The organism is Rhodoferax sp. RT4P68 (assembly GCF_056521305.1).
Genome location: NZ_JBWMBB010000007.1, coordinates 273,863 through 300,274 on the forward strand (window position 1 = coordinate 273,863; position 26,412 = coordinate 300,274).

A 26,412-nucleotide genomic window follows, 5' to 3' on the forward strand; every position below is an offset into this window, starting at 1 on the left:
GGATGGCCGAGGCATCTCGAGATGAGCCGCCAGCGCCTGAGCATCCAGGCGATGGCGAGGTGATGACCTGCGATGACGCCTTGTGATTCGGAGAACGCGTGTGGGGGACGGCTTCTTGGGTCCGTGCCGTGCACAGCAGTCGGCGGCACCCATGCTGATCGCAGTCTCAGCCACCGTCCGACATTCCTGTCGGCGCTCACGTAATAGTCTGCAGCAACACTTTTCAGGAGACACGCCATGTCCAGCAACAATAAGCTCGATCCGAACGGCGAGCGTGCGGAGGCCACCGAGGCGATGGAGTCGACACCGATCAGCGGCAAGGATCACGCGTACCAAGCTGACGGAGATCACCGCCCGCGCCAGGGGGCAACGGTGCAGGAGGGCGGCCAGTCCGATTGCGGCGGCCAGGCCGGGACGAAGGAAGGCACCGCGCCCAAGGTTGGCGTCGAGACCGAGCGCCACATCAGCGAAGGCATTCCGGGTGCGGGACGGTCGCCCGAAGTCAACTCGATGCCCGACGTGCCGCGCGAACGCGACCCGCGCGCCTGATCGCCTCTGCCGGGCTCCGTTACTAGCGTGCCACCAACGCAGTCGCCCAGAGGGGCGGCAGTGGCCTGCCCCTACCTATCCCCCCGCCTGGCGCCGCCACTGCTGCGCGCTGCAACCAAAGCTCGCGCGGAACCAGTGGCTGAATGCGCTGGCGGATGCGAAGCCCAGCAGCCCGGCGATGTCGGCCACCGGCAGGTCGCTCTCGCGCAGGTGCCGCTGCGCTGTCTCGCTGCGCAGCTGCTGCAGCAGGTCCGAAAAGCTGAACCCGTCGGCCGCCAGGTGCCGGTGCAATGTGCGGCGGTCCATGCGCAGATGGTGGGCCACCTGCTGTGACGTGCAGCGCCCGCCCGGCAGCAGGGCCAGCATCAGCTGGCGCACGGTCTCGGCGGAACCGACGCGCCGGCTCGACAGCACCGACTCGAGGTAGCCGCGCGCGAAGCCGGCCACGCCCAGGTTGCGCGGCGTCTGTGCGGTCTGCAGATCTGCGGCTGCGCACAGCAGGCCGTTGAACTCCTGGTCAAAGGCCACGCGAAGACCGAAGAACGCGCGGTGCGCGGCCGGGTCGGCCGGCGGTCGGTGCGTGAAGCTCACGCCCAGCGGCCGCCATTGCGGGCCGATCAGCTCGCGCAGGATGCGGAACATCACGCCGACCGCCAGCTCGATGGATTGGCGGATCGGCCGCGCGCCGCGAAACACCAGGTCTTCGCGGATCAGCACGGCGCTGCCGGCGTCCTCGATGCGCGTGACGAGCGACGCGTTCAGCAGTCGTAGATAGCGGCACAGCGTGTCCAGCGCCTGGCGCGGCGTGGGCTCGCCCTGCAGCACCAGGCTGATGGGCCCCAGGTTGGAAAGATCGCGCAGGGCGGCCAGGCGCAGCGCGAAGTCTTCCGCTCCCGTGGCCGCCGCCGTTTGCTCCAGCAGCTCGCAGACGGCATCCGAGGAGATCAGTGTTTCCGGGTCCTGCAGCAGCCGCGCCGACAGGCCGACCGTGCGCAGCAGCGGCTGCGGGTCGTGGCCCAGCGCGCGCACGACTTCGGTGTAGCCGTTCAGGCTGGCACTGCGGATGGGGAGCAGGGGGGCGGTCACGGGCGGTGTCCCAAGTGCGCAAGTATGTGTCCCGAATCATCAACTCGAGCCAGGGGACTCTCCCTAGCATCGGTGTTGCGGCTTTCATTCGCGAAAAGCCACAGGAGACCACGATGAAACCACGCACCTCTGCATTCGCCCATGCGATCAGCTCGGCCGGGCTGGCCCTGCTGGCTGGCCCGGCTTCGGCGCAACCTGCACCCCAGCCGAGCACGGGCGTCAGCCTGTACGGCGCTCTGGACGCCGGCATGCTGTCGATCTCGAACGTCTCGACCGGCCGCGCCGGCTATGTGCCCGCTGCCGGCGCGACGGGGCGCAAGACGCTCTACAAGGACGGTGGCCTGGGCGCCAGCAACTGGGGCCTGCGCGGTCAGGAAGATCTGGGCGGCGGCTACGGCGCCTTCTTCCAGCTGCAGGGCAACGTCACCACCTCCAGCGGCGCCACGGGCGGCCCCAACAGCGCGTCCGCCACGGCCACCTTCAACCAGTTCTCGCTGGTGGGCTTTTCAAGCCCGTTCGGCCAGGTCAAGCTGGGGCGCCAGGTCACGCCCATGTACTACGCCATGGCCAGCACGGACGCGCGTGGCGCGCGGTACTTCGGCAGCTCGCTCACGGCGATGGGGGGGCTGAACAGCGCCAGCGGCTCGTTCATCGGCAACAACTCGAACGCGGCTTTTGGCGCCATCTACAACGACAACGCCGTCGTCTACACCTCGCCCACCTGGAACCACCTGACGCTGAACCTCAGCCATGCCTTTGGCGATGGAGCAGGCCCGTCGCGCGCGAACCGGCAGCAAAGCGCCACGCTGCTCTACAACGACGGCCGGCTGCGCCTGTCCGCGCTGATCTACGACGGCTACGGCAACAACCTGCCGGGTGCGACCACGCTCTACACCGCAGCGCTGGGCAACGCCGCTGCCGGCCAGGCCGCCGCCGCAGCAGCAGGCTTCACGTCCACGGCGCACACCAACCGACTGATGTCACTGGGCGCGCTCTACACCTGGGATGCCTACACGGTCAGTGCCGCGCTGACCCGCGCGCGCAACCCGGCGCGTGTCGTGGTGCCCGGCGGCTCTGCCAGCCTGAACATGTGGAGCGTGGCCGCCGGCTGGAGGATCACGCCGCTGGTCAATCTGACGGCGGGCTACTACCGCATGACGGACAACACCAACCCGGGCCACCATGCCGCCCAGTTCGCGGCCGGCGTGGACTATGTGCTGTCCAAGCGCACGACGCTGTACGCCCAGGGCGCGGCCGTGCGCAACGAGGGCGCCAACATGAATCTGAGCCCGGTCTACGCCACGCCGGTGGCGGCCGGCAAAAATGTGAGCGCCTGGATGCTGGGCCTGCGGCACACCTTCTAAAGCCCCCACACCCGCACGCCCGCACCACAAGGAGACGCCATGTCCATTTCCCACAGCACTTCGCTGCGCACCCTGCGCCGTACCCGCTTCACACGCCGCGCGCTCCTCGCGCTGAGCGCAGCTCTGCTGCTGCCATCGGCCCACGCCTGGACCGACAAGCCCGTGCGCATCGTTGTGCCCGCGCCGCCCGGCGGCACCATGGACGTGGCCGCGCGCATCGTCGCCGAGGCGCTGTCGCGCGAGATCCACCAGCCCGTCATCGTCGACAACAAGCCGGGCGCCGGCGGCGCCATCGGCGTGCAGGCACTGCGGGGCGCGCCGGCCAACGGCCAGACGCTGATGTTCACGGCCAGCAATGTGCTGACGGAGATCCCCCTGGTCATGAAGGGCGGCTTCGACCCGCTGGTGGATGTGAAGCCCGTTGCCTTCATCGCGCGCGGCACCATCGTGCTGGTGGGCGCCCAGGGCCTGCCGAAAGATCTGAAGGGCCTGGTCGGCCACCTGAAGAGCCAGCCGGGCAAGCTGAGCTTCGCCTCCTACAGCGCTGGCACCAGTTCGCACTATGCCGGCGTCATCTTCAACCAGAAGGCCGGTCTGGACCTGCAGCACGTGCCGTTCCCCGGCTCGCCGCCGGCGCTGGTGCAGGTGATCGCGGGCACCATCCCGATCATGTTCGACGGCCTGTCGACCTCGCGTGGCATGGTCGCGGCTGGCAAGCTGCAGGTGTACGGCGTGGCCTCCAAAGCCCGCTCGCCGCAATTGCCCGACGTGCCCACGCTGACCGAGCAGGGCTACCCCGAGCTGGACTTCAGCAACTGGGTGGGCCTGGTGGCCGCAGGCAACCTGCCGGCGGACCTGGTCGCCAAGATCCACGCGGCCGTGGTGCGGGCGGCCGCGCAGCCGCGTGTGCGCGAGCAACTCGTGGCCAGCGGCTTCGACCTGGTGGAGGACCAGTCGCCCGAACAGATGGCCCAATCCGTGCGCGCCGAATACCAGCGCAATGCCGGCATCGTGAAGGCCTTCGACATCCGACTGAACCAGTAGCCAGCACGGTGCGCCATGCAGTACGCCGGCCGCCTGGTGCGCAGCACGAGCCTGAGCGGCTACGCCGAACTGGCGCGCAGCCTGGGCGCCGACCCGCACCGTTTGCTGCGGGGCGTGGGCCTGTCGGCCGCAGCGCTGTAGAACCCCGAGACGCTGATCCCCGGCGGCGCCATGCGCGCGCTGCTGTGGGCCACGGCCCGCGCCACCGGCACCGACGACTTCGCGCTGCGCCTGGCGGCCCTGCGCTCGCTGGCCGACCTGGGCGCCGTGGGTCTGGTGCTGCGCGAGCAGCCCACGGCGCGGCAGGCGCTGGACACGCTGTGCCGCTACCTGCGCGTGCTCAACGCCTCGCTGGGCACGCGCGTGGAGGATGCCGGCGACACGGTGGTGATTCACGAGGAACTGTTGCCCAGCCCGCAGCTGCCGATGCGCCAGTCCATGGAGCTGGCCGTGGGCGTGATGTTCCGCACCCTGCGCGCGCTGATCGGCCCGGCCTGGCGGCCGCAGCAGGTCAGCTTCACGCACCGCGCGTCGGCCGATGCCGGGCCGTACCGCGCGTTCTTTGGCTGCCTGGTGCTGTTCAACCAGGGGCGATCCGCCAGTCCATGGTCCGCGCGCCTACCGTGTTCGCTGCGGGCACCCAGGTGCGCGGCCTGGCCCGTGCGGCACGGGATCTGCAGGCCGTGCGCGTGGCCGCTAACCCTGCGGCGGCCCGCCACGCACGCGACCAACTGGACGTTGCGCTGCGCCGGGGCGTGGGCGGCATGACTGCCGCCTGCCGCGACGTCGTGCTGGCGCTGTTGCCCAGCGGACACTGCACCGCCCCGCAGATCGCGCGCCAACTGCGCGTGGACCGGCGCTCCGGTTTGCAGTGATGCCTGTGGGGGCTACAGACTGTTGGCGACCTTTCGATGCGGTGCTTGCGGCCGATAGGTCTTGACGGCGGACATCCGGCCAAGCGCTTGCAGAAGATATTTTGGCTGCGCGCGCACATCGTTGGCATCATCTTCTCAGCGAAAAGCAGGTTGTTCTGAACCGCCTTGTGTTCTCGGCATATCGGCCTCGTCTTGTATGCTCTGCGGCTCCATGAGCAGCGATTCCAAATGGCTTGATCGCGCCCGCGCGCAGTGGCTTTGGCGAGGGAAAGAGCGGCCCCCGTTCGCCGATGTCCCTGCGTCGGGGCAGGTTTCGGTCTGGGATTTCCCGAGGCCGCCAGAGCTCGTACGTGAAGCACGTGAGATCGTCGTGCTCTGGGGCCACCTCGAGGTAGCGCGCACACGCGCCGCCTGGGCAGTCCGCGAAACGGCCCACCCACCTACGTTCTACCTGCCGCTGGTCGACGTACAGCCTGGGCTGCTGGAGCCCGCTGGCGGCGGCTCGTTCTGTGAGTGGAAGGGACCGGCGCGCTATTGGAATCTGGTCGATGACGCACGCCGCTTGGACCAGGTCGCCTGGAGCTACCCCCATCCCCTGTCTGGTGCCGAGCCGCTCGCCGACTGTGTGGCCTTCTATGCCCACCATCTCGACTGCCGCGTCGGCGGATCGAAGGCCCATCCGCAGGCGGGCCCCTTCTATGGGGGCTGGATCACCCACGACCTGGCTGGGCCCTTCAAAGGCGGACCCGGTAGCGGAGGTTGGTAGCCAGTCGGTTTCGGTGACCCGGTGCGCAAGCAAGGGCCGCACATCAAGCGCCATCGCGAGTACGCGCCGCCGGAGTGGAGAGCACGGCCGAGCAACATCAGCTTCAAGAAGTGCAGCGGTTGCTTACCGAGCGCCCTGTCGCATGGTCGGTATCGGACTTGGGTCACTGGACAGCCAACTTTCATCTGCAGCACACAGCTTGTTGCCGATGTTCGACTACCTATCGCCTGGGGATCAGTTCAAAACCGGGGCGGTTCAGGAGTGCGATCGAAGAGATCGAAACGTCGCTTCAACCCTGGCGCTGCCGGGCGCGGCGCACTGCAGCGAGGATGCGAAGCGTGTAGCCGGCGTCCAGCGCGCGATGCCCAGCCAAGCCATCGCGGATCAGTTGTTGCGCCGAGATTTCGTCGCGCAGCGCTGCGTCGTGCTTCAAGCGTTCCAGCAGCGTCGTCAATTCGGCTTCCGTCAGTTCGCCTTCCAGCAGGCGTGAGGCATCGTTCATGGCATCGCTCCTACCAGCGCCTGTTGCGCGTGGACGCAAGCAGCGGGCGCACGCGATCGGCGATCGCGTCGCGCGCCCGGAAGATGTGGGACTTGACGGTGTTGACGGGCTGACCGAGCGACGCCGCGATGGCCTTGTACTCCAGCCCTTCGACTTCACGCATCAGCAGCGCCCGGCGCTGGACATCGGGCAAAGCGGCGACCTCGGCGTCGATGCGTTCAAACAGCTGCTGCGCCATGGCCTCCTCCTCGGGGCTGGGGGCCGAGCCGAGCCGCGCATCCTCGCAACCGTCTTCGAGCACGGGCACGGGCCGATCGTCTTGCCGGTTCTGCGCGCTGCGCAAATAGCTCCTGGCCGCGTTGCGGGCGATCGTGAACAGCCAGGCGGCGAAGTCACCCTCAGGCCGAAAAGATGTCAAAGCAAGAAAGGCACTCAAAAAGACCTCCTGGGTCAATTCCTCGGTGATCGGATCGTCTCGCACGAACCGCCGGATCGTTGCTGCAACCCGGCGCTGGTACTTCACCACCAGAACTTCAAAGGCGACGGTCTCTCCTTGCTGGGCCCGCGCCACCAGCGCGGCGTCAATGGCGGCAGCGAGCAGAACCTTGGTCACCCGAGCCTCCCTGTCGCGCGCTTGAAGCGGACACTCGCGCGCCCTGGCACCAGCCGATAGCGTGAGGCCACGCTGGCGGCCCTCCCACACTGACGCAGGCGCGTGGCGAAAGTTGCAACGCCCGCAACCGTCCACGCACCGCAGCCAACGGCCGGACACCCGCTGCCACACGGCCAGCCGCGGGCCGAGCACCGATCTTCAGTCAGCAGGCCGGGCGTGGTGTCCCTCACGCCCAGCGCCGCTGGCGCATGCGGTGTGCGCAAGCCGAAGCCTCGATGGTCCATTGGGTCAATCCACTTCGGTTGTTCGCGGTGCAAGTGCAACTTTCTCCTTGAGATGACGTTACACCAGAGGCAATCAACCAATGCGGAAAAGGACAGTGGCATGCAGGGTGATAGAAGCAGCAGCTGGAGCGGCATGTCGAAGAGCCAGGCGCCAGCGCGCGTCGCGATCGTTGGTGGCGGCATCGCTGGCCTGACATGCGCTCTGGAACTGCGTCTGCGCGGTTGCGATGCCGTCGTGTTCGAAGCCAGCGATCGCCTGGGTGGACGCTGCAGTTCGCGCAGCACCCGGGTGGGGCTGTTCGATGATGGAGCCCAGTGCATCGGCGGTGTCACCCGCCTGTCCGTCCTTCTCGGGCAAGGGTGCGGAGAGTTGGACGCGCTCCACCCGTGGACCATTGCAGCCACGCCCGCCGAAGAGGAACGAACCAATACCGCCTGGACGGACGACGAAGACGAAACGGATGTCGCGCCAACCGTCAAACTGATGGGGGCCGTAGGCGTGCCTTCGATGGCGGCCCTGGCCGGGGTGCTTGCGCGGCGCCTCCAGGTTCGACTGAAAACACCGATCGTGCGGGCCCGGCGCGAAGGCACCCGCTGGAGGTTGAGCAGTTCCACGGGCGAGATCGAAGCGGACTTCCAGGCGCTCGTGCTCGCGCTGCCGGCGCCTGTGGCCATGCCGCTCGTGCGCGAGTGCTCGGCACTGAGCGCTGCACTGCGTGCGGTGCGCTACCGCAGCCGCTGGGTGCTGCTGCTGGGGTCCGAACGCGCTGTCCCGTTGCCTGGCTACCGGGAGTTCCAGGGCAGCCCCATCGAGCGCATTGCCGCCATGCACAGCAAGCCGGGGCGGCTGGCCAGTGGGCCTCAGCGCTGGTTCATCGAAGCCGACGAGCGGTGGTCCTTGCAGCACGGGGATGAGGACGCCGAGACCGTCGCCGATCTGCTGCTCGACAACTTCCGGGCGCACGCCGGTCGGCCGGTGACGCCCAACTTTCTGCAAGCGCATCAGTGGCGCCATGCGTTCGTCGACATGCCCGCCGTCACGCCGCCGCGCACAGAGTGCTTGTGGGACGACGAGCTGCAGCTGGGCGTCTGCGGGGACAGCGTCGTTCCGAGTCGAGTGGATCGGGTCCACCGCAGTGGAGCCGACATGGCGCGAACCGTGGCCAAGAGCTTGAACCATCGCCGAGCTCGCCGCGGCTCCAGCGCACCCGGTCACAAGCTGGGGCTGCGCCTGGAGGCTCACCTGTGATGCCTGAATCGCTTGGCTCGGCGTCGCCGGCGAGGCCCGCAGCTCCCGCTGCCAGCCCGTTGCCAGCGCGCCTGGTGTGCGACCTGCGCACCGACCACGCCGGCGAAACGGGGGCCGTGATGATCTATCGCGGCATCCTCGCCGCGACGCGCGACGCAGCCGTCAGGCAATTTGCGCAGGGGCACCTCGCCACGGAAGCGGCGCATCTCGCCGCGATTGAGCAGCTGCTGGCGCCAAGGCACCGCAGCCGGTTGTTGCCGCTGTGGCGCGCCGCCGGATGGCTGACCGGTGCGCTGCCGGCGTGCATCGGGCCGCGGGCGGTGTACGCCACCATCGAGGCCGTCGAGACCTTCGTCGACCAACACTACACCGAACAGATCGAGGCGATCGACCGACTCGACCCGGGTCGCGCGCAAGCCTGCCTGCAGGCGTTGCGGGCGCATCTGCACGCGTTCCGGGCCGACGAGATCGATCACCGTGACGATGCTGCCGCGCGCTTCGACCACCACGCGGGCCTATCGCCGTCCCGATCGTCCGGCTTGCTGCGTCTGTGGATCCGGGCCGTGGGCGCCGGTTCACGCGGGGCGGTGAAGATCTGCCACTGGATTTGAATCATGACCCTCGACGAGCCCTCCTTGACCCCGACCCGCACCATCCGCAGCGACGAGGTCGCACGCTTCAACCGCCTCGCCGCCACTTGGTGGGACCGCACCGGCCCGATGCGACCGCTGCACGTGGTCAACGAGCTTCGGCTGGGCTACGTGCTCGAGCAGATCGCCCGAAGATTCGGACGCCCGGTCGGTGCGCTGCAAGGGTTGCGCATCGCCGATGTCGGCTGCGGCGCCGGGCTGATGTGCGAACCGTTGGCGGCCCGCGGGGCCTCGGTTGTCGGCATCGATGCCGCGGCCAACAACATCGCCGCGGCACAGCTGCATGCGCAGACTGCTGGACTGCCCATTGACTACCGGGTCGGCGCGCCCGATGCCGTTCTGCACGAAGGGGAGTCCTTCGATGTGTTGCTGCTGCTCGAGGTGGTCGAACACGTCGACAACGTGCCGGCTTTCGTGCGCGACGCGGTGGCCCACCTCGCCCCCGGCGGGCTGCTGCTGGCCTCGACCATCAACCGCACGCTGCGCAGCTACCTGGCCGCGATCGTCGGCGCCGAAATGATCTTTCGGGTGCTCCCCCGCGGTACGCACCATTGGGCACAGCTCGTGCGGCCTGCAGAGCTGGAGCAGGCTGCGACGGCTTGTGGACTGACCGCTGGCGAGCGCCGCGGCATGGCCTACCTGCCGGCCGTTCATCGCGCCTGGTGGACGCGCAGCCTTTCGGTCAACTACATCGCCAGCTTTGGCATGCCCGGCGCCTGCGCCGCCGACGCTGAGCGCCGTGCGAACGTCTGCTGACGGTCACGCGTCAATGGGTCGATGCCGGCGAGCAACCAAGTGTCAGCCGGAAGCTGTTCATGAGGTCGAGATCATCGCCACAGCGCCGCCGCCCCTGCCAGGCAACTGATGCCGGCCACCAGCGTCAGCCGCCCTCGCATCGGCAGCCATGCCTGCAGCTGATGGCGCGGATACAGCACCCGGTCCGCCGCGAAGCAGGCCCCCAGCACAGCCGCGATCAGCAACAAGCCGGGGGCAGGGCCCAGCAGCAAGGCCACCCAGGCCAGCAGGCTGGGCGCGACGCTCCAGAGCAAGGAAGGCACGTGCTGCGCAGGCCCATCCCGCATCGACAAGCCCCAGTGGATGGCGCCCAGAAAGCTGACGATGGTCGCGCCGTACCCTACCAGCGCCAGGCCTGCCAGCGGCCGGTTGGTGGAAGGTGCCAGCCAAAGCGTCAGCGCCAGACCCACGAACGGGATCAGCCCGCCAAAGCCCAGTCGAAGCGCCCAGGGAGATGGGCCGGCCGAGGCTGCCTTCATCGGTCCGCGTCCTTGGGCTCCAGCGCCGGTGCATCGACCGGGTTGCCCGAGGAAGGTTGGCACGTCTTTTCGCCATCCCACTGCTGGCCACACCAGCAGCGCCGTTGGCGCGCCAGGGTGCGGCCAATGCCGCCACTGGCACCGGTGACGAGGGCGATGGTGGTCATGGTGTTTTCCAGGGGTGTAGAGAGCTCGGGATCAGCGGGGTGGTGAAGAGCCGGCGTCGCGGCGCTTCGGCCGTTCCGGCACAGCCCGGTCGAGACGGGACGCCCCACGTTGCAACAACGGCCGGCAGCGCAGAAAGAGCCGGTAGACGCACTCCATCACCCAGGCTGCGCCGGGCACGCGGCCCGCCACGGCCAGCCAGCGCCAGCCAGGCAGTGCGGCCCACAGCGCCAGAAAGGCTGGCGCGCCGCTGAGCAACTCACCGCCGCGGCCGCGCACGTGAAATCGCGCCATCAGTTGCGCGCGCGTGGTGCCGGCCGGCAGCGCCGTTGGCAATGGGAGTGCGGCGTCGCTGACATCGGCGAAACACACCGGGGCATCGGCATGCAGGGGCTGCAGGCCGCGGTAGACGCCGATCTCACGGCGGCACAGCGGGCACGCGCCGTCGTACAGCACGGTCAGCGGCAAGGCTTTCTCGATGTTGTCTTTCGCGGATTCGGTCACCCTGCAGGCACCTCGCTGTTCGTCAGGAACACACGACGGGGCAGAGGTTGACGCACTGGAGAACTCCTTCAACGGTGGGGAGAGGAATCGCGGGATGGAACCGAGCCGGCCAGGCGAAGACGCACGATCGCGACAGGATTTTTGTCATGTTGGATGACGCTGGAGTGTACGTTCGAAGCGTGACAAAAAGAGTTCAATACGATCAGGCTTGTGGACTAGGATCTTGAAATCGTGGTCATAGTCGAGTCAACATCCCCCTTCACCTGCCCCGACCTGAATCTTGACCATGCAACGCCTGCTGCTCCTGCTCATCCTCACCGCCATGCCCTTGTTCAGCCACGCCATCGAAGAACCCAGGTACGAGGTCATCAAGACGATCGATACCGTCGAGCTGCGCCAATATGCGCCCTACGTCGTCGCCGAGGTGGTGCTGAACGCCACGGCCGAAGACGCGGGTAGCCAGGCGTTCCCGATCCTGGCCGGTTACATCTTCGGCAAGAACAAGGGGGACAAGAAGTTGGCGATGACCGCGCCGGTGACGCAGACGGCCGAGCCAGTGAAACTGGACATGACCGCACCGGTGACGCAGGCCGCGGTGCCAGGCGGCATGCGCGTGCAGTTCGTGCTGCCCTCGGGCGTGACGCTGGAATCCGCCCCCGAGCCGCTGGACCCGCGCGTGCAACTGCGCCTTGTACCGGCGAGCCAGTGGGCAACCATCCGCTATTCGGGCACCTGGTCGCAGGCCAACTACGACGAACACCTGGGCAAGCTGCAGGCGGCCCTGGCTGCGGCCGGCGTGACCACGCAGGGCGAGCCGGTCCTGGCGCGCTACAACGGACCCATGACGCCATGGTTCATGCGTCGCAACGAAATCTGGCTGGCACTCCGATGAGCTCCCATGTCTATCGGCGGTGCGGCTGGCTTGCCTTGCTGTTGGCTGCCAGCGCCGCACTCGCGCAGCCCGCTGCAGTTGCTGAGCGCTACACCCCCATGCCGGCCAGCACCGACGGCATCGGCAAGCGCTACATGGGGCGCGAGATCTCGGCGTTGATGGGCTGGCAGGGCGCCGCATGGCTGGAGCGCGCTGAACGTGAGCGCGAAGAGCGCACCGACCTGCTGCTGACCGCGCTGGCGCTGAAGCCAGGCATGGTGGTGGCCGACATCGGGGCCGGCAGCGGTTACCTCGCTCGGCGCATCGCGCCTGCGGTGATGCCGGGTGGCAAGGTCTGGGCCGTCGATGTGCAGCCCGAAATGATCAGCCTGCTGCAGGCGGACGCCAAGCGCAGCGGGTTGACGCAGATCGAGGCGCGGCTCGGCGCGGTCGACGACGTCAGGTTGCCCGCTGGTTCGGTGGACCTCGCGGTCATGGTCGACGTCTACCACGAGCTGGTCTTCCCGTACGAGGTGATGGCCAGCGTGATGAAGGCTCTCAAGCCTGGCGGCCGTGTCGTCTTCGTCGAGTACAAGGCCGAGGATGCGCGCGTGCCCATCAAACCGCTGCACAAGATGAGCGAGGCGCAGATCAGGCGCGAGGCCGCCGTGTTCGCGCTGGACTGGGAGCGCACGGTGAGCACGCTGCCCTGGCAGCATGTGGTGGTGTTTCGCAAGCGGGACTGAAGGCCGTCGGCAGCTAGAGATCTTCGAGCAGACGGACATCTGAGCAACCGCAGCGGCCGCCTTTGCAATCATGCTGAGGCGGCAGCCGCTCCCCCGCTCAACGACGGCTACGGAGGGTTGCGCAGCGCCGTCGCTCTCGGCCATCAGCAGTCGCCCGCCGCGGAGCCGCGAAGGACAGCTCCGGGCGCAGAGCGCCAATTCGTCGCTGCTAACAGCAGTCGCTCGTGAGTGTCGGGTTGATGGTCAGTTCTGACTGACCGGTGTTGGTAGTACAGCGGACCGACACGCATGTCGATCGTGAATGGCGGGTTCGCGACCGGCGGTCGCTCAGCGCTGAAAGTTCAAGGTCAGCGGCCAGTCTGGAGCCGCCGTTCGCGGCTTAGACGCGGCTGACTGCTGGTGGCCGGGAGGCGCCGTAGGCGTAGTCATCCGTCGGACCGCTCCGGCTTCCTTTAGCCCGACGGCGCAATAGATCGCAACACGCCGCCCGTGTCCCTGGTTGAAGATGGCCGGATTCTCGCGCGAGGTGCCTTTGCAGTCGGCGTCCTCGGCCTGCTCGGTCACGTTCATCTGCGAGGTGTCACGGTCACGGTGACCTGGTCGGGCACGGGATCGGCCAGCATGTGGCGCGTGTCGTCGCTGAGCCACTTGGCGGCAGCGTCTTCGCACTCGGGCGCGCAGCTGATGGAGCCGCCGACCTGGATCACCATCTCGGACACGGCCTTGCGCACGCCGGCGATCCACTTTTGGTGACGCAGACCGTACGCGCGTTCTCACGCGTGCCGGGCCTGCAGTGGATCAACTGGCACCAGGCCCGAGCTGCCCCTTACGACACCGCCCCGTACACCAGGTTCTTGTACAGCATCCGCGTGTGGATCCGGTTCGACGGGCACTGCGCCATCAGCACGCCCACCAGCCGCTCGCGCGGGTCGATCCAGAAGCTGGTGCCCCAGGCGCCGGCCCACATCGCATCGCCCACGCTGCCGGGCGTCCAGCCGACACCGGGGTGCACACGCACGCCCCAGCCCAGGCCGAAACCGTAGCCCGGGCCGGTGGTCGCATTCGGCACGCCGGCCTTGCCGACCAGATGGTCCGACAGCATGAACTCGGTCGTCTTGCGCGACAGGTAGCGCGTCGTGCCGTCGGTGCCGCCGTTGACCACCATCTGCGCGAACTTCAGGTAGTCCATGCCGGTGCCGACCAGGCCAGCCCCGCCCTTGAGGTATTGGCGCGGCGCGGGGTCGCTGTCCTGGCGGTACGAGCGGGTCATGGCGGCCTTCAGCGGGTCGCTGTCCAGCGTCTCGGCCAGGCGGCCACGCTTGGCGGGTGGCACCCACCAGGCGGTATCAAGCATGCCCAGCGGGCCGGTGAGCAACTCGTGCGTCAGCGCGTCCAGGCGCTTGCCGGACACGCGCTCCAGCAGCAGGCCCAGCACGTCGGTGGCGATGGAATAGAACCAGGTTGTGCCCGGCTGGTAGAGCAGCGGGATGGTGCCCAGGCGCTTGAGCATCTCGTCGCCGCTGATGTCGGTCTCCAGCGATTCGATGTTGAGGTCGGTGTACATCTGCTTGACGCGCGGCGAGGGGCTGGCCGGCCCATATGCCAGGCCGGCCGTGTGCATCAGCAAGTCCTGCACCGTGATGGGCCGTGCCAGCGCCACCTCGCCCTGCGGGGTTTCCACCTTCACATTGGCCAGCTCAGGCAGCCAGTTGCTGACCGGGTCGTTGATCTTCAGCATGCCCCGCTCGGCCAGCATCATGGTGGCGACCGAGGTGATGGGCTTGGTCATCGATGCGAGGCGGAAGATGGCGTCGCGTGGCATGGGCTTGGTCTTGGCGGCGTCCAGAAAGCCCACGGCCTCGTGGTGCACCAGGTTGCCGCCCTGCGAGACCAGCGAGACCGCGCCGGCAAAGGTGCCGCGCTGCACCTGCCCCTGCAGCGCCGGCGCGATGCGGGCCAGGCGGTCGGGCGCGGCCATGCTGTGCTGGTGGTGGTGCGCCATGCTGCCGCAGCCTGTGAGAAAGGTGCTGCCCAATGCCGACAAGCCGAGTTGACGCCGCGTGATGGTCATGCCGAATCCTCCGTCTGGTTGAAAGCGCCCGATTCTTTGGGCGTGCATTCGCGAGCGTGAACGGGTTAACCCGTGGGGACGGGCTGCGCGGATTCGCTCCTATAGTTCTGCCTATGGCGCGGCCTATTGGCACCACTGTTTAGACGGTCGCGCAGGCGACAACCCTGCTGGATCCTGCCCCACATGACCTCGACTCTTCCCCTCCTTTCCCTGGCCGAATCGCGCGTGCTCGGCGTGCTGATCGAAAAGCAGCGCACCGTGCCGGACAGCTATCCGCTGACGATCAACTCCCTGCTGTCCGGCTGCAACCAGAAGACCAGCCGCAACCCGGTGCTGGAGCTGGCCGAGGCCCAGGTGCACGACGCGCTGGACACCTTGCGTGGCCTGAGCCTGGTGGACGAGACCAGCGGCGGGCGCGCCATGCGCTATGCCCACAACACCGACCGCGCGCTGCGGCTGCCCTCGCAGTCGGTGATCCTGCTGGCGGTGCTGATGCTGCGCGGGCCGCAGACAGCGGGCGAGTTGCGCATCGCCTGCGACCGCATGCACAACTTCGCCGACATCTCCTCGGTCGAAGGCTTTCTGGACGAGATGGCCGAGCGGCCGGCCGGCGCGCTGGTGGTCAAGCTGGGGCGCCTGCCGGGCGCGCGTGAGAGCCGGTGGATGCACCTGCTGAGCGGCGCGCCGACCGAGGCGCAGATGCTGGACCAGGGCTCAGCCGGGCGCGCGTCCGGGGGCGGTGATGCGCCGCCCGGCGAGGTGGCGGCGCTGCGCGCGCAGGTCAACCGGCTGCAGGGTGAGGTGGCGCAGTTGCAGGCGACGGTGGCGCGGCTGTGCAGCGAGTTGGGGGTCGAGCCCGCGGCAGCCGGCGAAGTGCAAGGCGACTGAGGCTTCCCAGCGCTTGGCGCCGCGCGCTCAGCCGCCGACGCCCAACAGGCGGTGCAGCCGTGTCGAGGTGGTCGTGTACTCGACCACCACCTTGCGCGCGTTCTGCAGCCGCTCTGCCGCATCGAACGCGGCCAGCGTGGCTTCGTGGAAGCCGCACAGGATCAGCTTCTTCTTGCCCGGGTAGTGGGCCACGTCGCCGACGGCGTAGACGCAGGGCAGCGCCGTCATGCAGGTGGCAGGGTCGACCGCCAGCTGCTTGCGCTCCAGCGCCAGGCCCCAGCCGGCGATCGGTCCGAGGCGTGGCGAGAGGCCCTGGCGCACCAGCAGCAGGTCCAGCGGCAACGCCGTGTCGGCGCCGTCCGCGTGGCTCAGGGTCAGCGCGGCCAGGCGGGGCGTATCGCCGTCACCACCGCCATTGCCACTGGGAGGCGTTGTGAACCCCGTCGGCTGGCCGATCGCAACCCGGATTCGGCCCGCGTCGCGCAGCTGTTGCAGCTGGGCCAACTGCGCCTCGCTCCCTTCGAAGCCATCGCGCCGGTGCAGCAGCGTGAGGCTGCGCGGCGGCAGGGGCGACAGCGCGTAGCGCAGGGCCGAGGCCACCGCCTCCTCACCGCCGCCGGCGACGATGAGGTCGCGGCCGGCAACATGCGCGTCCTCGGGCTCGTGGTAGTGCAGGGCGCCCCCCTCGAAGCGCTCGATGCCCTCGATGCGCAGCCGGCGCGGCTGAAAGGCGCCGATGCCGGCGGCGATGAACACGCTCCTGGCCAGAAATTGCTGACCTGTGCCGGTGGCCAGCAGGTAGCGCCCATCGGCCTGCGCGGCAAACGTGGTGATTTCCTGCCCCAGATGCAGCTGCGGCTGGAACGGCGCCATCTGCGTCTGCAGCGACGCCACCAGCTCACGCCCCGTGCAGACGTGCGTGCCGGGGATGTCGTAGAGGGGCTTGTCGGGGTACAGCGCGGCGCACTGGCCGCCGGCATGGGGCAGCACGTCGACGACATGGCTGCGGATCTCCTGCAGGCCCAGCTGGAAGACCTGGAAAAGGCCGGCCGGGCCGGCCCCGATGATCAGCGCGTCAGTCTCGGTCACGCGCGGGCAATCGGCTCGCAGGCCCAGGCTTACTTGACCAGCTCGGCGATCTTGCCCGACTTGTCTTTCCAGTCGTCGGCGTCGGCCGGCGGAGCCTTGCGCTTGGTGATGCTCTTCCAGCCGTCGGCCAGCGCCAGGTCGGCGTTCAGCTTGATGAAGGCGAGCTGGTCGGCCGGCAGGTCTTCCTCGGCATAGATGGCGTTGACCGGGCATTCGGGGATGCAGACCGCGCAGTCGATGCACTCGTCCGGGTCGATCACCAGCATGTTCGGCCCTTCGCGGAAGCAGTCCACGGGGCACACGTCGACGCAGTCGGTGTACTTGCAGCGGATACAGGATTCGGAGACGACGTGGGTCATGGTGCTAGGGGGGTGCGGGCAGGCGCCGCCGCAGGGGAAAACCCGCGATTTTAAGGAAGTTTCGAAAGCGCGCCGGGCCGTCATTTCAGCAGCACGGCCGCCGCTGTCTTGTGCGAGGCCTGGTCGACCAGCACCAGGGCGCCGAGCGCGCGCGACTGCAGGTAGGGCAGGCTGGCAATGGCGTCCTGCAGCACCAGCTCGACCTCGCCGATGGCGTTGGGCTCCAGTTGCGTGGCGTCGCACTCTTCCAGGGTGTGGATGTCGAGCGCGTGCACGATGCGGCGCACCTTGGCCTTGATCCAGCGGTGGCCGTGCAGCGCCCAGTAGGCGCGGCCGGGCACCAGGGGTTCGTCGTCCATCCAGGCGACGGTGGCCAGCAGCTCGCGGCTGGTGCGCAGCGCGGCGCTCTCGTCGCCATCGGCCAGCAGCCAGTCGCCGCGCGAGACATCCAGCTCGCGGTCGAGCACGATGCCGGCGCTGTGGCCGGCGCCCACGTCGCCCGGCTGGCGCACATGGTCGAGCACGCTGGCCACGGTGGCGCTCTGGCCGCTGGGCAGCACGCGCACGCGCTGGCCGGGCTGCACGGTGCCGGTGGCCACTCGGCCCCAGAACACGCGGCGGCCCTGCGAGGTGTCGGACGAGGACGAGAACTTCTCGACCCACTGCACCGGAAAGGCCAGCGGCAGCCGCGTCTCGGCCGGGGTGTTGCCCAGCTCTTCGAGGATGTGCAGCAGGCTGTGGCCGGTGTAGCCGCACCAGTCGGCCTCGGGCGCCTCGTCGACCACGTTCCAGCCCTTCAGCGCGGACATCGGCACGATCGCCTCGACCGGGATGCCGGCCTCGGCGGCGAACGCCACCAGCGCGGCCGAGATGCGGGTGAAGGCCAGCGCAGGGTCGGTCACGGCGTCGAGCTTGTTGACGGCGAACACGATGGCCGGCACGCGCAGCAGCTGCACCAGCAGCGCGTGGCGGCGGGTCTGCTCCAGCAGCGGGAACTGCTCTTGCTGCCACTGCAGCTTGGTGGCGTCGACCAGCAGCACGGCGGCGTCCGCGCTGGAGGCGGCCGTCACCATGTTACGGGTGTACTGCTCATGGCCCGGCGTGTCGCCGATGATGAACTTGCGCCGGCTGGTGGAGAAGTAGCGGTAGGCCACGTCGATCGTGATGCCTTGCTCGCGCTCGGCCGAGAGGCCGTCGGTCAAGAGGGCCAGATCGGTCTCGCGGCCGTCCTGGCCCTGGCGCTGCACGCCGGCCAGTTGGTCCGACAACACGGACTTGCTGTCCACCAGCAGGCGGCCGATCAGCGTGCTCTTGCCGTCGTCGACCGAGCCGCAGGTGATGAACTTCAACGCGGCCGCGGGGGCGGCGTCGTTGGCGGCTTGGGCATGGGGCATGGCGTGGGCCAGGGGCTGTTCCAGCGTGTTCGTGCTCATCAGAAGTACCCGTCTTTCTTGCGCTTCTCCATCGAGGCGTCGGAGGTCTTGTCGTCCATGCGGGTGGCGCCGCGCTCGCTCACGTCGGACAGCAGCGTCTCCACGACGATCTCGTCCGGCGTGGTGGCCAGGCTCTCCACCGGGCAGGTGCAGGTGATGTCGCCCACGGTGCGAAAGCGCACCTGGCGGCGTTCGGCGGTTTCGCCTTCTTTCAAAGGGGTCAGCTCGGTCACAGGCACCAGCAGGCCGCGGCGTTCGACCACCAGCCGCTCATGGCTGTAGTACAGCGAGGGCAGCTCGATGTTTTCGCGGGCGATGTATTGCCACACGTCCTGCTCGGTCCAGTTGGAGATCGGGAACACGCGGAAGTGCTCGCCGGGCTGGTGGCGGGTGTTGAACAGCGTCCACAGCTCGGGCCGCTGGGCCTTGGGCTGCCATTGGCCGAAGCTGTCGCGGTGGGAGAAGATGCGCTCCTTGGCGCGGGCCTTTTCTTCGTCGCGGCGGGCGCCGCCGATCAGCGCGTCGAAGCGGAATTCGTCGATGGCTTCGAGCAGCGTGACCGACTGGTGCACGTTGCGCGATTCGCCCGGGTGGGCCAGGCGCACGGTGCCGCGGGCCATCGAATCTTCGACGCTGCGCACGATCAACTCGGCGCCGAGTTCCTTGGCGCGCGCGTCGCGGAAATCGGTCACTTCATGGAAGTTGTGGCCGGTGTCGATCATCAAGAGCGGGTAGGGCAGGCGGCCGGCGCCGAAGGCCTTCTCGGCGCACTTGAGCAGCACCAGCGAATCCTTGCCGCCAGAGAACAGCAGCGTGGGCCGCTCGAAGGCGGCGGCCACTTCGCGCAGGATGAAGATGGCTTCTTCTTCCAGCGCATCGAGCTGGGCGTTGGCCAGCGGGGCGGCGTGGGCGGGCATGGGCAGCAGCTCGGGCTGGTCTTCGAATCGGGTACGCGCGTTCACACAGTGCTCCGTGCGGCCTGTTCGGCCGGGGTCGACGAAAGGGGGAGGGACGAGACAGGAAGAGCCGAGACCGGTGCCGCGGCATCGGCCACGTGCAGGCCGCACTCCTTGGCCGAGGCTTCTTCCCACCACCAGCGACCGGCGCGGAAATCCTCGCCCAGGCTGATGGCACGGGTGCAGGGCGCGCAGCCGATGCTGGGGAAGAACTGGTCGTGCAGGGGGTTATAGGCCACCTTGTGCTGGCCGATGTAGTGCCAGACATCGCCCCAGGTCCACTCGGCCAGCGGGTTGTACTTCAGGCGCCCGGGCGTGCTGCGGTCGACCAGCGGCACGTCGGCGCGGGCGCCGGATTGCTCGCGGCGCAGACCGGTGATCCAGGCTTCCTTGCCGGCCAGCGCGCGGTCCAAAGGCCCCATCTTGCGGATGTCGCAGCAGGCCTTGCGCAATTCGATGCTGCGGTACATGGCGTCAGGGCCTTCACGCTTGACGAACTGGATGACGGCCTCTTCTTGCGGGCGCAGCGCCTGGATGCTGCGGCCGGAGCTGGCGCGCAGCCGCTCCATCAGCTGCAGCGTCTCGGGGTGCAACATGCCGGTCTCCAGCACGAAGGAAGGAATGTCCAGGTGCAGGGCGTCGATCAGGTGGCCGATCACCACGTCTTCGGCGCCCAGGCTGTTGGCCTGCGTCACCGCCGCGTTGCCTGGCGTGCGGGCATGGGCGGCGGCGGCTTCGCGCAGCAGGTTGCGGGTGGTGGCCAGCTTGGTCTCGTACGTGGCCGAGGGCTTGGCGTGCAGGTCGACGGCGGACATGTCAGTGCCGCTCGGCCGCCCGGAGGCATTGGCGCGGCCCCTCGGGGGGCAGCGTTACGCGAAGCGATGAGCGTGGGGGTGTCATGTTCAGGCGCTCTCGGCTTCGGCCACGAAATGCGGCTGTGCGTGCACCGCGTCGCCCTGGTAGAACGCCTTGAAGCGGTCGAACTGGCGTTGCGCAGCGTCCGGCCCCAGGCCCTGGCGCAGCACCGCAACGGTAAAACCCGAGCGGGCCATCTGCACCAGCTGGTCGATCAACACATCGCCGGTGGCGCGCAGCTCGCCCGCGAAGCCCAGGCGGCGGCGCAGCAGGTAGGCCTGGCTGTAGGCGCGGCCGTCGGTGAACTTGGGGAAGTGCAGGTCGATGCGCTGCACGCCGTCCAGCGCCAGGTCGCGCGGGTCGACGGTGTTGTCCACCACCAGCGTGCCGGCATCGCCTTCGGCGGGGGCCTGGTGGTCTTCGAATTTGAGGATCTTCATGGGGGAGCTTTCTTCGTCGGTCTTCAGGCCGGCTGGGCGTCCTGCTTGCGCGCAGTGCTGACACGCGCGCCGTTGGCAGCAGCCTTGAACGGGTCATGGCCGACGCGCTGCAGCGTGCCGATGAAGGTCTCGCCGCTGGTGCGCTGGGCGCGGTAGGTGTCCAGCAGGGCCTCGATCACTTCGGGCACTTCGGCCGCGGCGAACGAGGGGCCGACCACCTTGCCGGCCAGCGACGGGCCGGATAGATCGGAACCGTCCGAGCCTGCCAGCGTGATCTGATACCACTCCTGCCCGTCCTTGTCGACGCCCAGGATGCCGATGTGGCCGGTGTGGTGGTGGCCGCAGGAGTTGATGCAGCCGCTCATGTGCAGGTCGATCTCGCCCAGGTCGTGCAGTTCGTCCATGTCCTGGTAGCGCGCCGTGATGGCGTGGGCGATGGGCAGCGAACGGGCGTTCGCCAGCGCGCAAAAATCGCCGCCCGGGCAGGCAATCATGTCCGTCAGCAAGCGCACGTTGGACTTGGCCAGTCCCAATGCACGGGCCGCCTTCCACAGTGCGGGCAGTGCGTCGCTGCGCACCCAGGGCAGCACCAGGTTCTGGTCGTGCGTCACGCGCACCTCGCCGGCGCTGAACTGGTCGGCCAGTTCGGCCGCGCGGTCCAGCTGGTCGGCCGTGGCGTCGCCGGGGGCAAAGCCCATGCGCTTGAACGACAGCGTGACGATGCGCAGGTCCGGGTTCTGGTGCGGCGCCACGTTCTGCTGCAGCCAGCGCGAAAACTCCAGACTCTCGTCGGCCGCGTGCAGCACCTTGGACAGCTTGCGCTCCGCATCGATGGCATCGCCTTGGGGCAGCGCCGGGGGCACGAACGAAGCCGCCACGCGGTCCAGCTCGGCCTGGCTGATGGTGTGCGCGGCGCCATCGTGCGCCAGGATGCCGGCGTATTCCTCTTCGACTTCGTCGATGTAGCGCTGGCCCTCGGCCTTCACCAGGATCTTGATGCGCGCCTTGTAGATGTTGTCGCGCCGGCCCCAGCGGTTGTAGACGCGGACCACGGCTTCCAGGTAATTGATGATCTGGTTCCACGGCAGGAATTCACGCACCACCGTGCCCACGATCGGCGTGCGGCCCATGCCGCCACCCACCAGCACGCGAAAGCCGACCTCGCCAGCCTCGTTGCGCACCACGTGCAGGCCGACGTCATGCCAGGCCGTGGCGGCGCGGTCGTCCGTGGCGCCGGTGATGGCGATCTTGAACTTGCGCGGCAGGAAGGCGAATTCGGGGTGCAGCGTGCTCCAGTGGCGCAGGATCTCGGCGAACGGGCGCGGGTCAACGATCTCGTCCACCGCGATGCCGGCACGCTCGTCGCTGGTGATGTTGCGGATGCAGTTGCCGCTGGTCTGGATGCCGTGCATGTTCACACTGGCCAGGAGATCCATCACCTCGGCGCTCTTGTCCAGCGGAATCCAGTTGTATTGGACGTTCTGGCGCGTGGTGAAGTGCGCGACGTGGTCGGGCAGGCTGGTCAGGTCGGACAGGCCGGCGTTGGCCTTGGCCAGGTCGTGCCCGCTCTTGTCGTCGTAGTCGCGCGCGATCGTGGCCAACACGCGCAGCTGGGCGGAGGACAGCTCGCCGTACGGAACGGCAACGCGCAGCATGGGCGCGAAGCGCTGCACATACCAGCCGTTCTGCAGGCGCAGCGGCCGGAATTCGTCTTCGGCCAACTCGCCGCGCTGCCAGCGCTCGAGCTGGTCGCGGTACTGGGCAGCGCGCAGTTGCACGAATTCGCGGTCGAAAGAGGTGTATTGGTACATCGTGGTCGGCAATTCGGTCGTGCAGAAACCGGTCGGATTCGGGGGAAACCCGAACTCTACAGGCTGAAGCTATAGAACCAAACTAACTGTTTGTTGGGGCGCTATGTGCATCTGGTTATAAGCAATTGTCGGCGGACCGGCTGTGCCACGCGCTCAGGCTGGCGCGACATGTCGGCCTGCCGAGCGGATAGACGGGTGGCCAGCCCCGAGCGTGGCACCCCCGGACGTAGTACATTGCGCCCCCGTCCCAGCGTTGTGGGACGTTCTTCGTGCACGCTCCCACCATGAGGTTTGTTTTTTCGCTGCTGGCGTTTGTGCCAGTGGTCGTGTCTGCGGCCTCGGGTCACTGGCTGACCATCGTTGGCGACCCGACGCGCCCGGAGGTCGACACCATCCAGTTCGACCCCGTGTCCATTGCCCGGGGCGAACGGACGCGCACGATGGCCGTCCGGGTCAGCCGCGGCCAGGAACGCGTGACCGGTGACGGCATCCATTTCCGCTCCTTCGTCGGCACGGTCCAATTCGATTGCCGGCGCTTGACGGCCCGATTTGCCGACAGCCAGTTCTACGACGCACCGCTGTGGCGCGCGCCAGGGCGGTGGATGGCCTATCCGGCGTCCGACATCCGGCCCATGGCGTTTCGCGGCATCGAGCCGAATCCCGCCGATCGCATCATCCAGGCTGCCTGCAGCCGCACGAGCACGGCCGACGCCGGCGGATCGCGCCTCCTGCGCTGAGGTGCGGGGCGCTGGCGCGGCCTTGGCGAGCTGGCGCGGGGACTTAGAATCGCACGTTTCGCGCAAGGAAGATGGCCGGTTCGACCCGGCATTCGACACCCCCGACGCGAGCTGCCCCACCTGCGGGCGGATGGCCTGATGCGCGGATTGGCACATCAGCCGCACACGATTACCATGCCTCTTATGTCACGCTACCACGCCCCCTTCGAGATCCACGTGCATGGCCAGGTGCAACTGCGCCCCGACGTGACCTATGAACTCATCCAGGAGGCACTGAAGCCCTTGTGGAAGTACGCTGGCGCGCGTTCGCTCGCGGCAGCTGCCGCCAGTTCCTACGAGGAAGAGCCCGGCATCCGCTTCGAGCCGGCGGACCGCATGCTGGACATGTGCTGGACCGTCCCGGGCGATGAAGACTTCAAGCAGGCGCTCGACGAGATGTGCATGAGCCTGAACGAGCTGTCCGAGCTGGGTGCGGCGATCGAGGTGACGTTCTACGACACCGACTTCGACGAGGACGAGGAGGGCGCGGACGACGACGAGTCGCGCGACGATTTCCTGATGCTGTTCGTCGGGCCCAACCCGGCCGCAATCATGCAGGTGCAGCGCGACCTGCTGGTGCAGGACGTGATCCACACGATGGAGCGTCACTTCGACGCCAGCGAGCTCAGCGGTGTGGTCGACCAGATTGACAAGCTGTTCGGTGAGCGGTTCGACGCGCTGACCAATTCACTCGATCTGGGCAAGCCCTCGCGCGGCGGCCCAGGCTCCGGCGGCGCCGGCGGCCATGGCGGCGGCCGGCGGCCGCGCCATCTGCACTAGGCCAGCGCGCCGGCCAGCGGCTGCGTGCCCCGCAGCCAGTGCCGCACGGCGCGGCTCAGCTGGGCCGCATCGCCGCTGCTGAGCAAGCCCAGCCGCCCGGGTTCAGCGCGGTGCGCCAGGCCGCCAGGCCCCAGACGGCGCACGGTCTGGCGGGCAATGGCCTCGCCGTTGTCCAGCAACCGCACCCAGGGACCGACCAGCGCTTGGAGCTGGGTTTGCACCAGCACGTAGTGGGTGCAGCCCAGCACCAGCGTGTCGATCTCGCCCGGGCCGCATCCGAACGCGCCCATCTGCGCCAGGTAGTGCGCGCACAGCGCCTGCACCGGGCGGTCGTCGCCGTTCTGTGCCGAGGCGTCGATCGCTGCGGCCAGGCCGTCGCAGGGCTGCAGCAGCCATTGCACATCGCCCCCGACGGACGCCTGCAGTTTCTGGAACCGGCCGCTGGCCAACGTGCCGCGTGTGGCGATCACGCCCACGCGCCGGGTGCGGCTGACGCTCAAGGCGGGTTTGAGGGCCGGCTCCACGCCCACCACCGGCAGATCCGGATGCAGCGCGCGCACGCCCTCCACGGCGGCGGCGGTCGCGGTGTTGCAGGCGATCACCAGCGCCTTGATGCCGTGGCCGCGCAAGACTGTTGTGTTGGCGCGCGTGCGCTCGACGACGAAGGCCTCGTCGCGTTCACCGTAGGGGCCGAAGCCGCTGTCGTCGCAGTAGAGAAAGTCTTCGTGCGGCAGCGCCGCGCGCAGTGCCCGCAGCACCGACAGGCCGCCGGTGCCGCTGTCGAACACGCCGATCGGCCGCCCATCGCCCATGGACTCGCCCGCAGGCCAGCCCGGGCCGCTCACGCCGAGGCGACCTCGATGCCCTTGAATTCGCCGCTGGCGATGCGCTTTTGCCACTCGGCCGGGCCGGTGATGTGGGCGCTGGTGCCGCCGGAGTCCACCGCCACGGTGACCGGCATGTCGACCACGTCGAATTCGTAGATCGCTTCCATGCCCAGGTCGGCAAAGCCCACGACCTTGGCGGTCTTGATGGCCTTGCTGACCAGGTAGGCGGCGCCGCCCACGGCCATCAGGTAGGCGCTCTTGTGCTTCTTGATGGCCTCGATGGCGACCGGGCCGCGCTCGGACTTGCCGATCATGGAGATCAGGCCCGTCTCGGCCAGCATCATGTCGGTGAACTTGTCCATGCGCGTGGCGGTCGTCGGGCCGGCCGGGCCCACGGCCTCGCCCTTCACCGGGTCGACCGGGCCGACGTAATAAATGACGCGGTTAGTGAAGTCCACTGGCAGCTTTTCCCCCTTGGCCAGCATGTCCTGGATGCGCTTGTGCGCGGCGTCGCGGCCGGTCAGCATCTTGCCGGTGAGCAGCAGGGTCTCGCCAGGCTTCCAGGCGGCGACCTCGTCGCGGGTCAGGGTGTTGAGGTTGACGGCCTTGCTCTTGTTGTAGTCGGGCGCCCAGTTCACCTGCGGCCACAGGTCCAGGCTGGGCGGGTCGAGGTACACCGGGCCGGAGCCGTCCATCACGAAGTGCGCATGCCGCGTGGCCGCGCAGTTCGGGATCATCGCCACCGGCTTGCTGGCCGCATGCGTGGGGTACATCTTGATCTTGATGTCCAGCACGGTGGTGAGGCCGCCCAGCCCTTGCGCCCCAATGCCCAGCGCGTTGACCTTCTCGAACAGCTCCAGCCGCAGCTCTTCGACCTGGTCGAGCTTCTCACCCCGGCCGGCCTTGGCCTGCAGTTCGTACATGTCCAGGTCGTCCATCAAGGATTCCTTGGCCATCAGCACCGCCTTCTCGGCCGTGCCGCCGATGCCGATGCCCAGCATGCCGGGCGGGCACCAGCCGGCGCCCATGGTCGGCACGGTCTTGAGCACCCAGTCGACGATGGAATCGCTGGGGTTCAGCATGACCATCTTGCTCTTGTTCTCGCTGCCGCCGCCCTTGGCCGCCACCGTCACGTCGAAGGTGTTGCCGGGCACCAGCTCGGTGAAGATCACGGCCGGCGTGTTGTCCTTGGTGTTCTTGCGCGCGAAGTGCGGGTCGGCCACAACCGAGGCGCGCAGCGTGTTGTCCGGGTGGTTGTAGCCGCGGCGCACGCCTTCGTTGATGGCGTCGTCCAGGCTGCCGGTGAAGCCTTCCCAGCGCACGTCCATGCCCACCTTCAGGAACACGTTGACGATGCCGGTGTCCTGGCAGATGGGGCGCTGACCCGTCGCGCTCATCTTGCTGTTGGTCAGGATCTGCGCGATGGCGTCCTTGGCCGGCGCGCTCTGCTCGCGCGAGTAAGCGCGCGCCAGATGGGCGATGTAGTCGGTCGGGTGGTAGTAGGAGATGTACTGCAGCGCGGCGGCGATCGATTCGATCAAGTCCGCCTGCCGGATGGTCGTGGTCATGGGGCGTGGGGAGTCGT

At 68.3% G+C, this 26,412-nt stretch carries 30 protein-coding genes and 1 pseudogene; 14 read left to right on the forward strand and 17 right to left on the reverse strand.

The window, feature by feature from the left end; translation table 11 throughout:
• Positions 1–237 precede the first annotated feature (237 nt).
• Positions 238–549, forward strand: a complete 312-nt coding sequence (locus AC099J_RS17170; protein WP_479616490.1) for a hypothetical protein — start codon at positions 238–240, stop codon at positions 547–549.
• A 75-nt stretch (positions 550–624) separates the two neighbouring features.
• Here AC099J_RS17170 and AC099J_RS17175 read toward each other — a convergent pair whose 3' ends face one another.
• The gene (locus tag AC099J_RS17175; RefSeq protein ID WP_479616491.1) at positions 625–1,635 is read right to left on the reverse strand and encodes an AraC family transcriptional regulator; all 1,011 of its coding nucleotides are present in this window, start codon (positions 1,633–1,635) and stop codon (positions 625–627) included.
• Positions 1,636–1,748: 113 nt separating this feature from the next.
• On the opposite strand from AC099J_RS17175, the gene AC099J_RS17180 reads away from it, so the two are divergent.
• The 5 genes from AC099J_RS17180 to AC099J_RS17200 all read left to right on the forward strand — a co-directional run bounded on the left by AC099J_RS17180 (position 1,749) and on the right by AC099J_RS17200 (position 5,684).
• Positions 1,749–2,999, forward strand: a complete 1,251-nt coding sequence (locus tag AC099J_RS17180) for a porin (protein WP_479616492.1) — start codon at positions 1,749–1,751, stop codon at positions 2,997–2,999.
• A 39-nt stretch (positions 3,000–3,038) separates the two neighbouring features.
• Entirely contained in the window at positions 3,039–4,043 is a 1,005-nt protein-coding gene (locus AC099J_RS17185) for a Bug family tripartite tricarboxylate transporter substrate binding protein (protein ID WP_479616493.1), read from the forward strand.
• 15 nt (positions 4,044–4,058) lie between these two features.
• The gene (locus AC099J_RS17190) at positions 4,059–4,184 is read left to right on the forward strand and encodes a hypothetical protein (protein WP_479616494.1); all 126 of its coding nucleotides are present in this window, start codon (positions 4,059–4,061) and stop codon (positions 4,182–4,184) included.
• A 30-nt stretch (positions 4,185–4,214) separates the two neighbouring features.
• Positions 4,215–4,811: an AraC family transcriptional regulator gene (locus tag AC099J_RS17195; RefSeq protein ID WP_479616495.1), complete on the forward strand. Its 597-nt coding sequence runs from the start codon at positions 4,215–4,217 to the stop codon at positions 4,809–4,811.
• Positions 4,812–5,129: 318 nt separating this feature from the next.
• Positions 5,130–5,684 carry a DUF427 domain-containing protein gene (locus tag AC099J_RS17200; protein ID WP_479616496.1) on the forward strand — a complete coding sequence of 185 codons (555 nt, stop codon included), beginning with the start codon at positions 5,130–5,132 and terminating at the stop codon, positions 5,682–5,684.
• A gap of 289 nt (positions 5,685–5,973) precedes the next feature.
• On the opposite strand, the gene AC099J_RS17205 is transcribed toward AC099J_RS17200, so the two are convergent.
• Positions 5,974–6,186 carry a hypothetical protein gene (locus AC099J_RS17205; RefSeq protein ID WP_479616497.1) on the reverse strand — a complete coding sequence of 71 codons (213 nt, stop codon included), beginning with the start codon at positions 6,184–6,186 and terminating at the stop codon, positions 5,974–5,976.
• 10 nt (positions 6,187–6,196) lie between these two features.
• Positions 6,197–6,799, reverse strand: coding sequence for a sigma-70 family RNA polymerase sigma factor (locus AC099J_RS17210; RefSeq protein ID WP_479616498.1), 603 nt, complete (start codon positions 6,797–6,799; stop codon positions 6,197–6,199).
• A 336-nt stretch (positions 6,800–7,135) separates the two neighbouring features.
• On the opposite strand from AC099J_RS17210, the gene AC099J_RS17215 reads away from it, so the two are divergent.
• The 3 genes from AC099J_RS17215 to ubiG are packed head-to-tail and all read left to right on the forward strand — an operon-like array spanning position 7,136 to position 9,738.
• On the forward strand, positions 7,136–8,332 hold the full coding sequence (locus AC099J_RS17215; RefSeq protein ID WP_479616499.1) for an NAD(P)/FAD-dependent oxidoreductase: 1,197 nt from the start codon (positions 7,136–7,138) through the stop codon (positions 8,330–8,332).
• Complete coding sequence (locus tag AC099J_RS17220) at positions 8,332–8,943, forward strand: demethoxyubiquinone hydroxylase family protein (RefSeq protein ID WP_479616500.1); 612 nt, start codon at positions 8,332–8,334, stop codon at positions 8,941–8,943. The genes AC099J_RS17215 and AC099J_RS17220 overlap by 1 nt, the downstream gene beginning before the upstream one ends.
• A 3-nt stretch (positions 8,944–8,946) precedes the next feature.
• Positions 8,947–9,738 carry a bifunctional 2-polyprenyl-6-hydroxyphenol methylase/3-demethylubiquinol 3-O-methyltransferase UbiG gene (gene ubiG / locus AC099J_RS17225; RefSeq protein WP_479616501.1) on the forward strand — a complete coding sequence of 264 codons (792 nt, stop codon included), beginning with the start codon at positions 8,947–8,949 and terminating at the stop codon, positions 9,736–9,738.
• 71 nt (positions 9,739–9,809) lie between these two features.
• Here the strand turns inward: ubiG and AC099J_RS17230 are convergent, their stop codons facing one another.
• The 3 genes from AC099J_RS17230 to AC099J_RS17240 are packed head-to-tail and all read right to left on the reverse strand — an operon-like array spanning position 9,810 to position 10,925.
• Positions 9,810–10,256, reverse strand: a complete 447-nt coding sequence (locus AC099J_RS17230; RefSeq protein ID WP_479616502.1) for a DUF3429 domain-containing protein — start codon at positions 10,254–10,256, stop codon at positions 9,810–9,812.
• Positions 10,253–10,423 (reverse strand): hypothetical protein, encoded by a 171-nt coding sequence (locus tag AC099J_RS17235; protein ID WP_479616503.1) that lies wholly within the window; start codon positions 10,421–10,423, stop codon positions 10,253–10,255. The genes AC099J_RS17230 and AC099J_RS17235 overlap by 4 nt, the downstream gene beginning before the upstream one ends.
• A 31-nt stretch (positions 10,424–10,454) precedes the next feature.
• Positions 10,455–10,925 (reverse strand): thiol-disulfide oxidoreductase DCC family protein, encoded by a 471-nt coding sequence (locus AC099J_RS17240; RefSeq protein ID WP_479616504.1) that lies wholly within the window; start codon positions 10,923–10,925, stop codon positions 10,455–10,457.
• 286 nt (positions 10,926–11,211) lie between these two features.
• Here AC099J_RS17240 and AC099J_RS17245 point away from each other — a divergent pair, with 286 nt between their 5' ends.
• Together AC099J_RS17245 and AC099J_RS17250 are read left to right on the forward strand one after the other, a co-directional pair.
• Positions 11,212–11,817: an SOUL family heme-binding protein gene (locus AC099J_RS17245; RefSeq protein ID WP_479616505.1), complete on the forward strand. Its 606-nt coding sequence runs from the start codon at positions 11,212–11,214 to the stop codon at positions 11,815–11,817.
• 98 nt (positions 11,818–11,915) lie between these two features.
• Entirely contained in the window at positions 11,916–12,542 is a 627-nt protein-coding gene (locus tag AC099J_RS17250; RefSeq protein WP_479616506.1) for a class I SAM-dependent methyltransferase, read from the forward strand.
• Between the two features lie 498 nt (positions 12,543–13,040).
• Here AC099J_RS17250 and AC099J_RS17255 read toward each other — a convergent pair.
• Both AC099J_RS17255 and AC099J_RS17260 read right to left on the reverse strand, forming a co-directional pair.
• A pseudogene (locus AC099J_RS17255) lies at positions 13,041–13,282 on the reverse strand (3-keto-5-aminohexanoate cleavage protein); the annotation flags it as partial.
• Between the two features lie 86 nt (positions 13,283–13,368).
• Positions 13,369–14,613 (reverse strand): serine hydrolase domain-containing protein, encoded by a 1,245-nt coding sequence (locus AC099J_RS17260; protein ID WP_479616507.1) that lies wholly within the window; start codon positions 14,611–14,613, stop codon positions 13,369–13,371.
• 183 nt (positions 14,614–14,796) lie between these two features.
• Here AC099J_RS17260 and AC099J_RS17265 point away from each other — a divergent pair, with 183 nt between their 5' ends.
• Positions 14,797–15,501 (forward strand): YceH family protein, encoded by a 705-nt coding sequence (locus tag AC099J_RS17265; protein WP_479616508.1) that lies wholly within the window; start codon positions 14,797–14,799, stop codon positions 15,499–15,501.
• A 27-nt stretch (positions 15,502–15,528) separates the two neighbouring features.
• Here AC099J_RS17265 and AC099J_RS17270 read toward each other — a convergent pair whose 3' ends face one another.
• The 7 genes from AC099J_RS17270 to AC099J_RS17300 all read right to left on the reverse strand — a co-directional run bounded on the left by AC099J_RS17270 (position 15,529) and on the right by AC099J_RS17300 (position 22,444).
• On the reverse strand, positions 15,529–16,590 hold the full coding sequence (locus AC099J_RS17270; RefSeq protein WP_479616509.1) for an NAD(P)/FAD-dependent oxidoreductase: 1,062 nt from the start codon (positions 16,588–16,590) through the stop codon (positions 15,529–15,531).
• Between the two features lie 29 nt (positions 16,591–16,619).
• Positions 16,620–16,949 carry a ferredoxin FdxA gene (fdxA, locus tag AC099J_RS17275; RefSeq protein ID WP_479616510.1) on the reverse strand — a complete coding sequence of 110 codons (330 nt, stop codon included), beginning with the start codon at positions 16,947–16,949 and terminating at the stop codon, positions 16,620–16,622.
• Positions 16,950–17,029: 80 nt separating this feature from the next.
• Positions 17,030–18,382, reverse strand: coding sequence for a sulfate adenylyltransferase subunit 1 (locus tag AC099J_RS17280; RefSeq protein ID WP_479616511.1), 1,353 nt, complete (start codon positions 18,380–18,382; stop codon positions 17,030–17,032).
• Positions 18,382–19,344 (reverse strand): sulfate adenylyltransferase subunit CysD, encoded by a 963-nt coding sequence (gene cysD, locus AC099J_RS17285; protein ID WP_479616512.1) that lies wholly within the window; start codon positions 19,342–19,344, stop codon positions 18,382–18,384. The genes AC099J_RS17280 and cysD overlap by 1 nt, the downstream gene beginning before the upstream one ends.
• Complete coding sequence (locus AC099J_RS17290; protein WP_479616513.1) at positions 19,341–20,153, reverse strand: phosphoadenylyl-sulfate reductase; 813 nt, start codon at positions 20,151–20,153, stop codon at positions 19,341–19,343. The genes cysD and AC099J_RS17290 overlap by 4 nt, the downstream gene beginning before the upstream one ends.
• Positions 20,154–20,240: 87 nt before the next feature.
• A complete protein-coding gene (locus AC099J_RS17295; RefSeq protein ID WP_479616514.1) occupies positions 20,241–20,633 on the reverse strand; it encodes a DUF934 domain-containing protein in 393 nt (130 codons plus the stop codon).
• A 23-nt stretch (positions 20,634–20,656) separates the two neighbouring features.
• Positions 20,657–22,444 (reverse strand): nitrite/sulfite reductase, encoded by a 1,788-nt coding sequence (locus tag AC099J_RS17300; RefSeq protein ID WP_479616515.1) that lies wholly within the window; start codon positions 22,442–22,444, stop codon positions 20,657–20,659.
• Positions 22,445–22,713: 269 nt separating this feature from the next.
• Here AC099J_RS17300 and AC099J_RS17305 point away from each other — a divergent pair, with 269 nt between their 5' ends.
• A complete protein-coding gene (locus AC099J_RS17305) occupies positions 22,714–23,181 on the forward strand; it encodes a surface-adhesin E family protein (protein ID WP_479616516.1) in 468 nt (155 codons plus the stop codon).
• A gap of 183 nt (positions 23,182–23,364) precedes the next feature.
• The gene (locus AC099J_RS17310; RefSeq protein ID WP_479616517.1) at positions 23,365–24,000 is read left to right on the forward strand and encodes a DUF6806 family protein; all 636 of its coding nucleotides are present in this window, start codon (positions 23,365–23,367) and stop codon (positions 23,998–24,000) included.
• Here the strand turns inward: AC099J_RS17310 and murI are convergent.
• Entirely contained in the window at positions 23,997–24,845 is an 849-nt protein-coding gene (gene murI, locus AC099J_RS17315; protein WP_479616518.1) for a glutamate racemase, read from the reverse strand. The genes AC099J_RS17310 and murI overlap by 4 nt on opposite strands.
• On the reverse strand, positions 24,842–26,395 hold the full coding sequence (locus tag AC099J_RS17320; RefSeq protein ID WP_479616519.1) for a fumarate hydratase: 1,554 nt from the start codon (positions 26,393–26,395) through the stop codon (positions 24,842–24,844). The genes murI and AC099J_RS17320 overlap by 4 nt, the downstream gene beginning before the upstream one ends.
• Positions 26,396–26,412 lie beyond the last annotated feature (17 nt).

What these genes read in the sequence shown, in the direction of transcription:
- AC099J_RS17295 (WP_479616514.1), bottom strand. Translation starts at nt 20,633, where the DNA reads ATGAAGATCCTCAAATTCGAAGACCACCAGGCCCCCGCCGAAGGCGAT.
- AC099J_RS17320 (WP_479616519.1), bottom strand. Translation starts at nt 26,395, where the DNA reads ATGACCACGACCATCCGGCAGGCGGACTTGATCGAATCGATCGCCGCC.
- AC099J_RS17195 (WP_479616495.1), top strand. Translation starts at nt 4,215, where the DNA reads ATGCGCGCGCTGCTGTGGGCCACGGCCCGCGCCACCGGCACCGACGAC.
- AC099J_RS17300 (WP_479616515.1), bottom strand. Translation starts at nt 22,444, where the DNA reads ATGTACCAATACACCTCTTTCGACCGCGAATTCGTGCAACTGCGCGCT.
- AC099J_RS17200 (WP_479616496.1), top strand. Translation starts at nt 5,130, where the DNA reads ATGAGCAGCGATTCCAAATGGCTTGATCGCGCCCGCGCGCAGTGGCTT.
- AC099J_RS17280 (WP_479616511.1), bottom strand. Translation starts at nt 18,382, where the DNA reads ATGAGCACGAACACGCTGGAACAGCCCCTGGCCCACGCCATGCCCCAT.
- AC099J_RS17190 (WP_479616494.1), top strand. Translation starts at nt 4,059, where the DNA reads ATGCAGTACGCCGGCCGCCTGGTGCGCAGCACGAGCCTGAGCGGCTAC.
- AC099J_RS17265 (WP_479616508.1), top strand. Translation starts at nt 14,797, where the DNA reads ATGACCTCGACTCTTCCCCTCCTTTCCCTGGCCGAATCGCGCGTGCTC.
- AC099J_RS17170 (WP_479616490.1), top strand. Translation starts at nt 238, where the DNA reads ATGTCCAGCAACAATAAGCTCGATCCGAACGGCGAGCGTGCGGAGGCC.
- AC099J_RS17205 (WP_479616497.1), bottom strand. Translation starts at nt 6,186, where the DNA reads ATGAACGATGCCTCACGCCTGCTGGAAGGCGAACTGACGGAAGCCGAA.
- AC099J_RS17310 (WP_479616517.1), top strand. Translation starts at nt 23,365, where the DNA reads ATGTCACGCTACCACGCCCCCTTCGAGATCCACGTGCATGGCCAGGTG.
- AC099J_RS17215 (WP_479616499.1), top strand. Translation starts at nt 7,136, where the DNA reads ATGACGTTACACCAGAGGCAATCAACCAATGCGGAAAAGGACAGTGGC.
- AC099J_RS17185 (WP_479616493.1), top strand. Translation starts at nt 3,039, where the DNA reads ATGTCCATTTCCCACAGCACTTCGCTGCGCACCCTGCGCCGTACCCGC.
- AC099J_RS17245 (WP_479616505.1), top strand. Translation starts at nt 11,212, where the DNA reads ATGCAACGCCTGCTGCTCCTGCTCATCCTCACCGCCATGCCCTTGTTC.
- AC099J_RS17230 (WP_479616502.1), bottom strand. Translation starts at nt 10,256, where the DNA reads ATGAAGGCAGCCTCGGCCGGCCCATCTCCCTGGGCGCTTCGACTGGGC.
- AC099J_RS17180 (WP_479616492.1), top strand. Translation starts at nt 1,749, where the DNA reads ATGAAACCACGCACCTCTGCATTCGCCCATGCGATCAGCTCGGCCGGG.
- AC099J_RS17220 (WP_479616500.1), top strand. Translation starts at nt 8,332, where the DNA reads ATGCCTGAATCGCTTGGCTCGGCGTCGCCGGCGAGGCCCGCAGCTCCC.
- AC099J_RS17250 (WP_479616506.1), top strand. Translation starts at nt 11,916, where the DNA reads ATGCCGGCCAGCACCGACGGCATCGGCAAGCGCTACATGGGGCGCGAG.
- fdxA (WP_479616510.1), bottom strand. Translation starts at nt 16,949, where the DNA reads ATGACCCACGTCGTCTCCGAATCCTGTATCCGCTGCAAGTACACCGAC.
- AC099J_RS17235 (WP_479616503.1), bottom strand. Translation starts at nt 10,423, where the DNA reads ATGACCACCATCGCCCTCGTCACCGGTGCCAGTGGCGGCATTGGCCGC.
- AC099J_RS17260 (WP_479616507.1), bottom strand. Translation starts at nt 14,613, where the DNA reads ATGACCATCACGCGGCGTCAACTCGGCTTGTCGGCATTGGGCAGCACC.
- ubiG (WP_479616501.1), top strand. Translation starts at nt 8,947, where the DNA reads ATGACCCTCGACGAGCCCTCCTTGACCCCGACCCGCACCATCCGCAGC.
- AC099J_RS17290 (WP_479616513.1), bottom strand. Translation starts at nt 20,153, where the DNA reads ATGTCCGCCGTCGACCTGCACGCCAAGCCCTCGGCCACGTACGAGACC.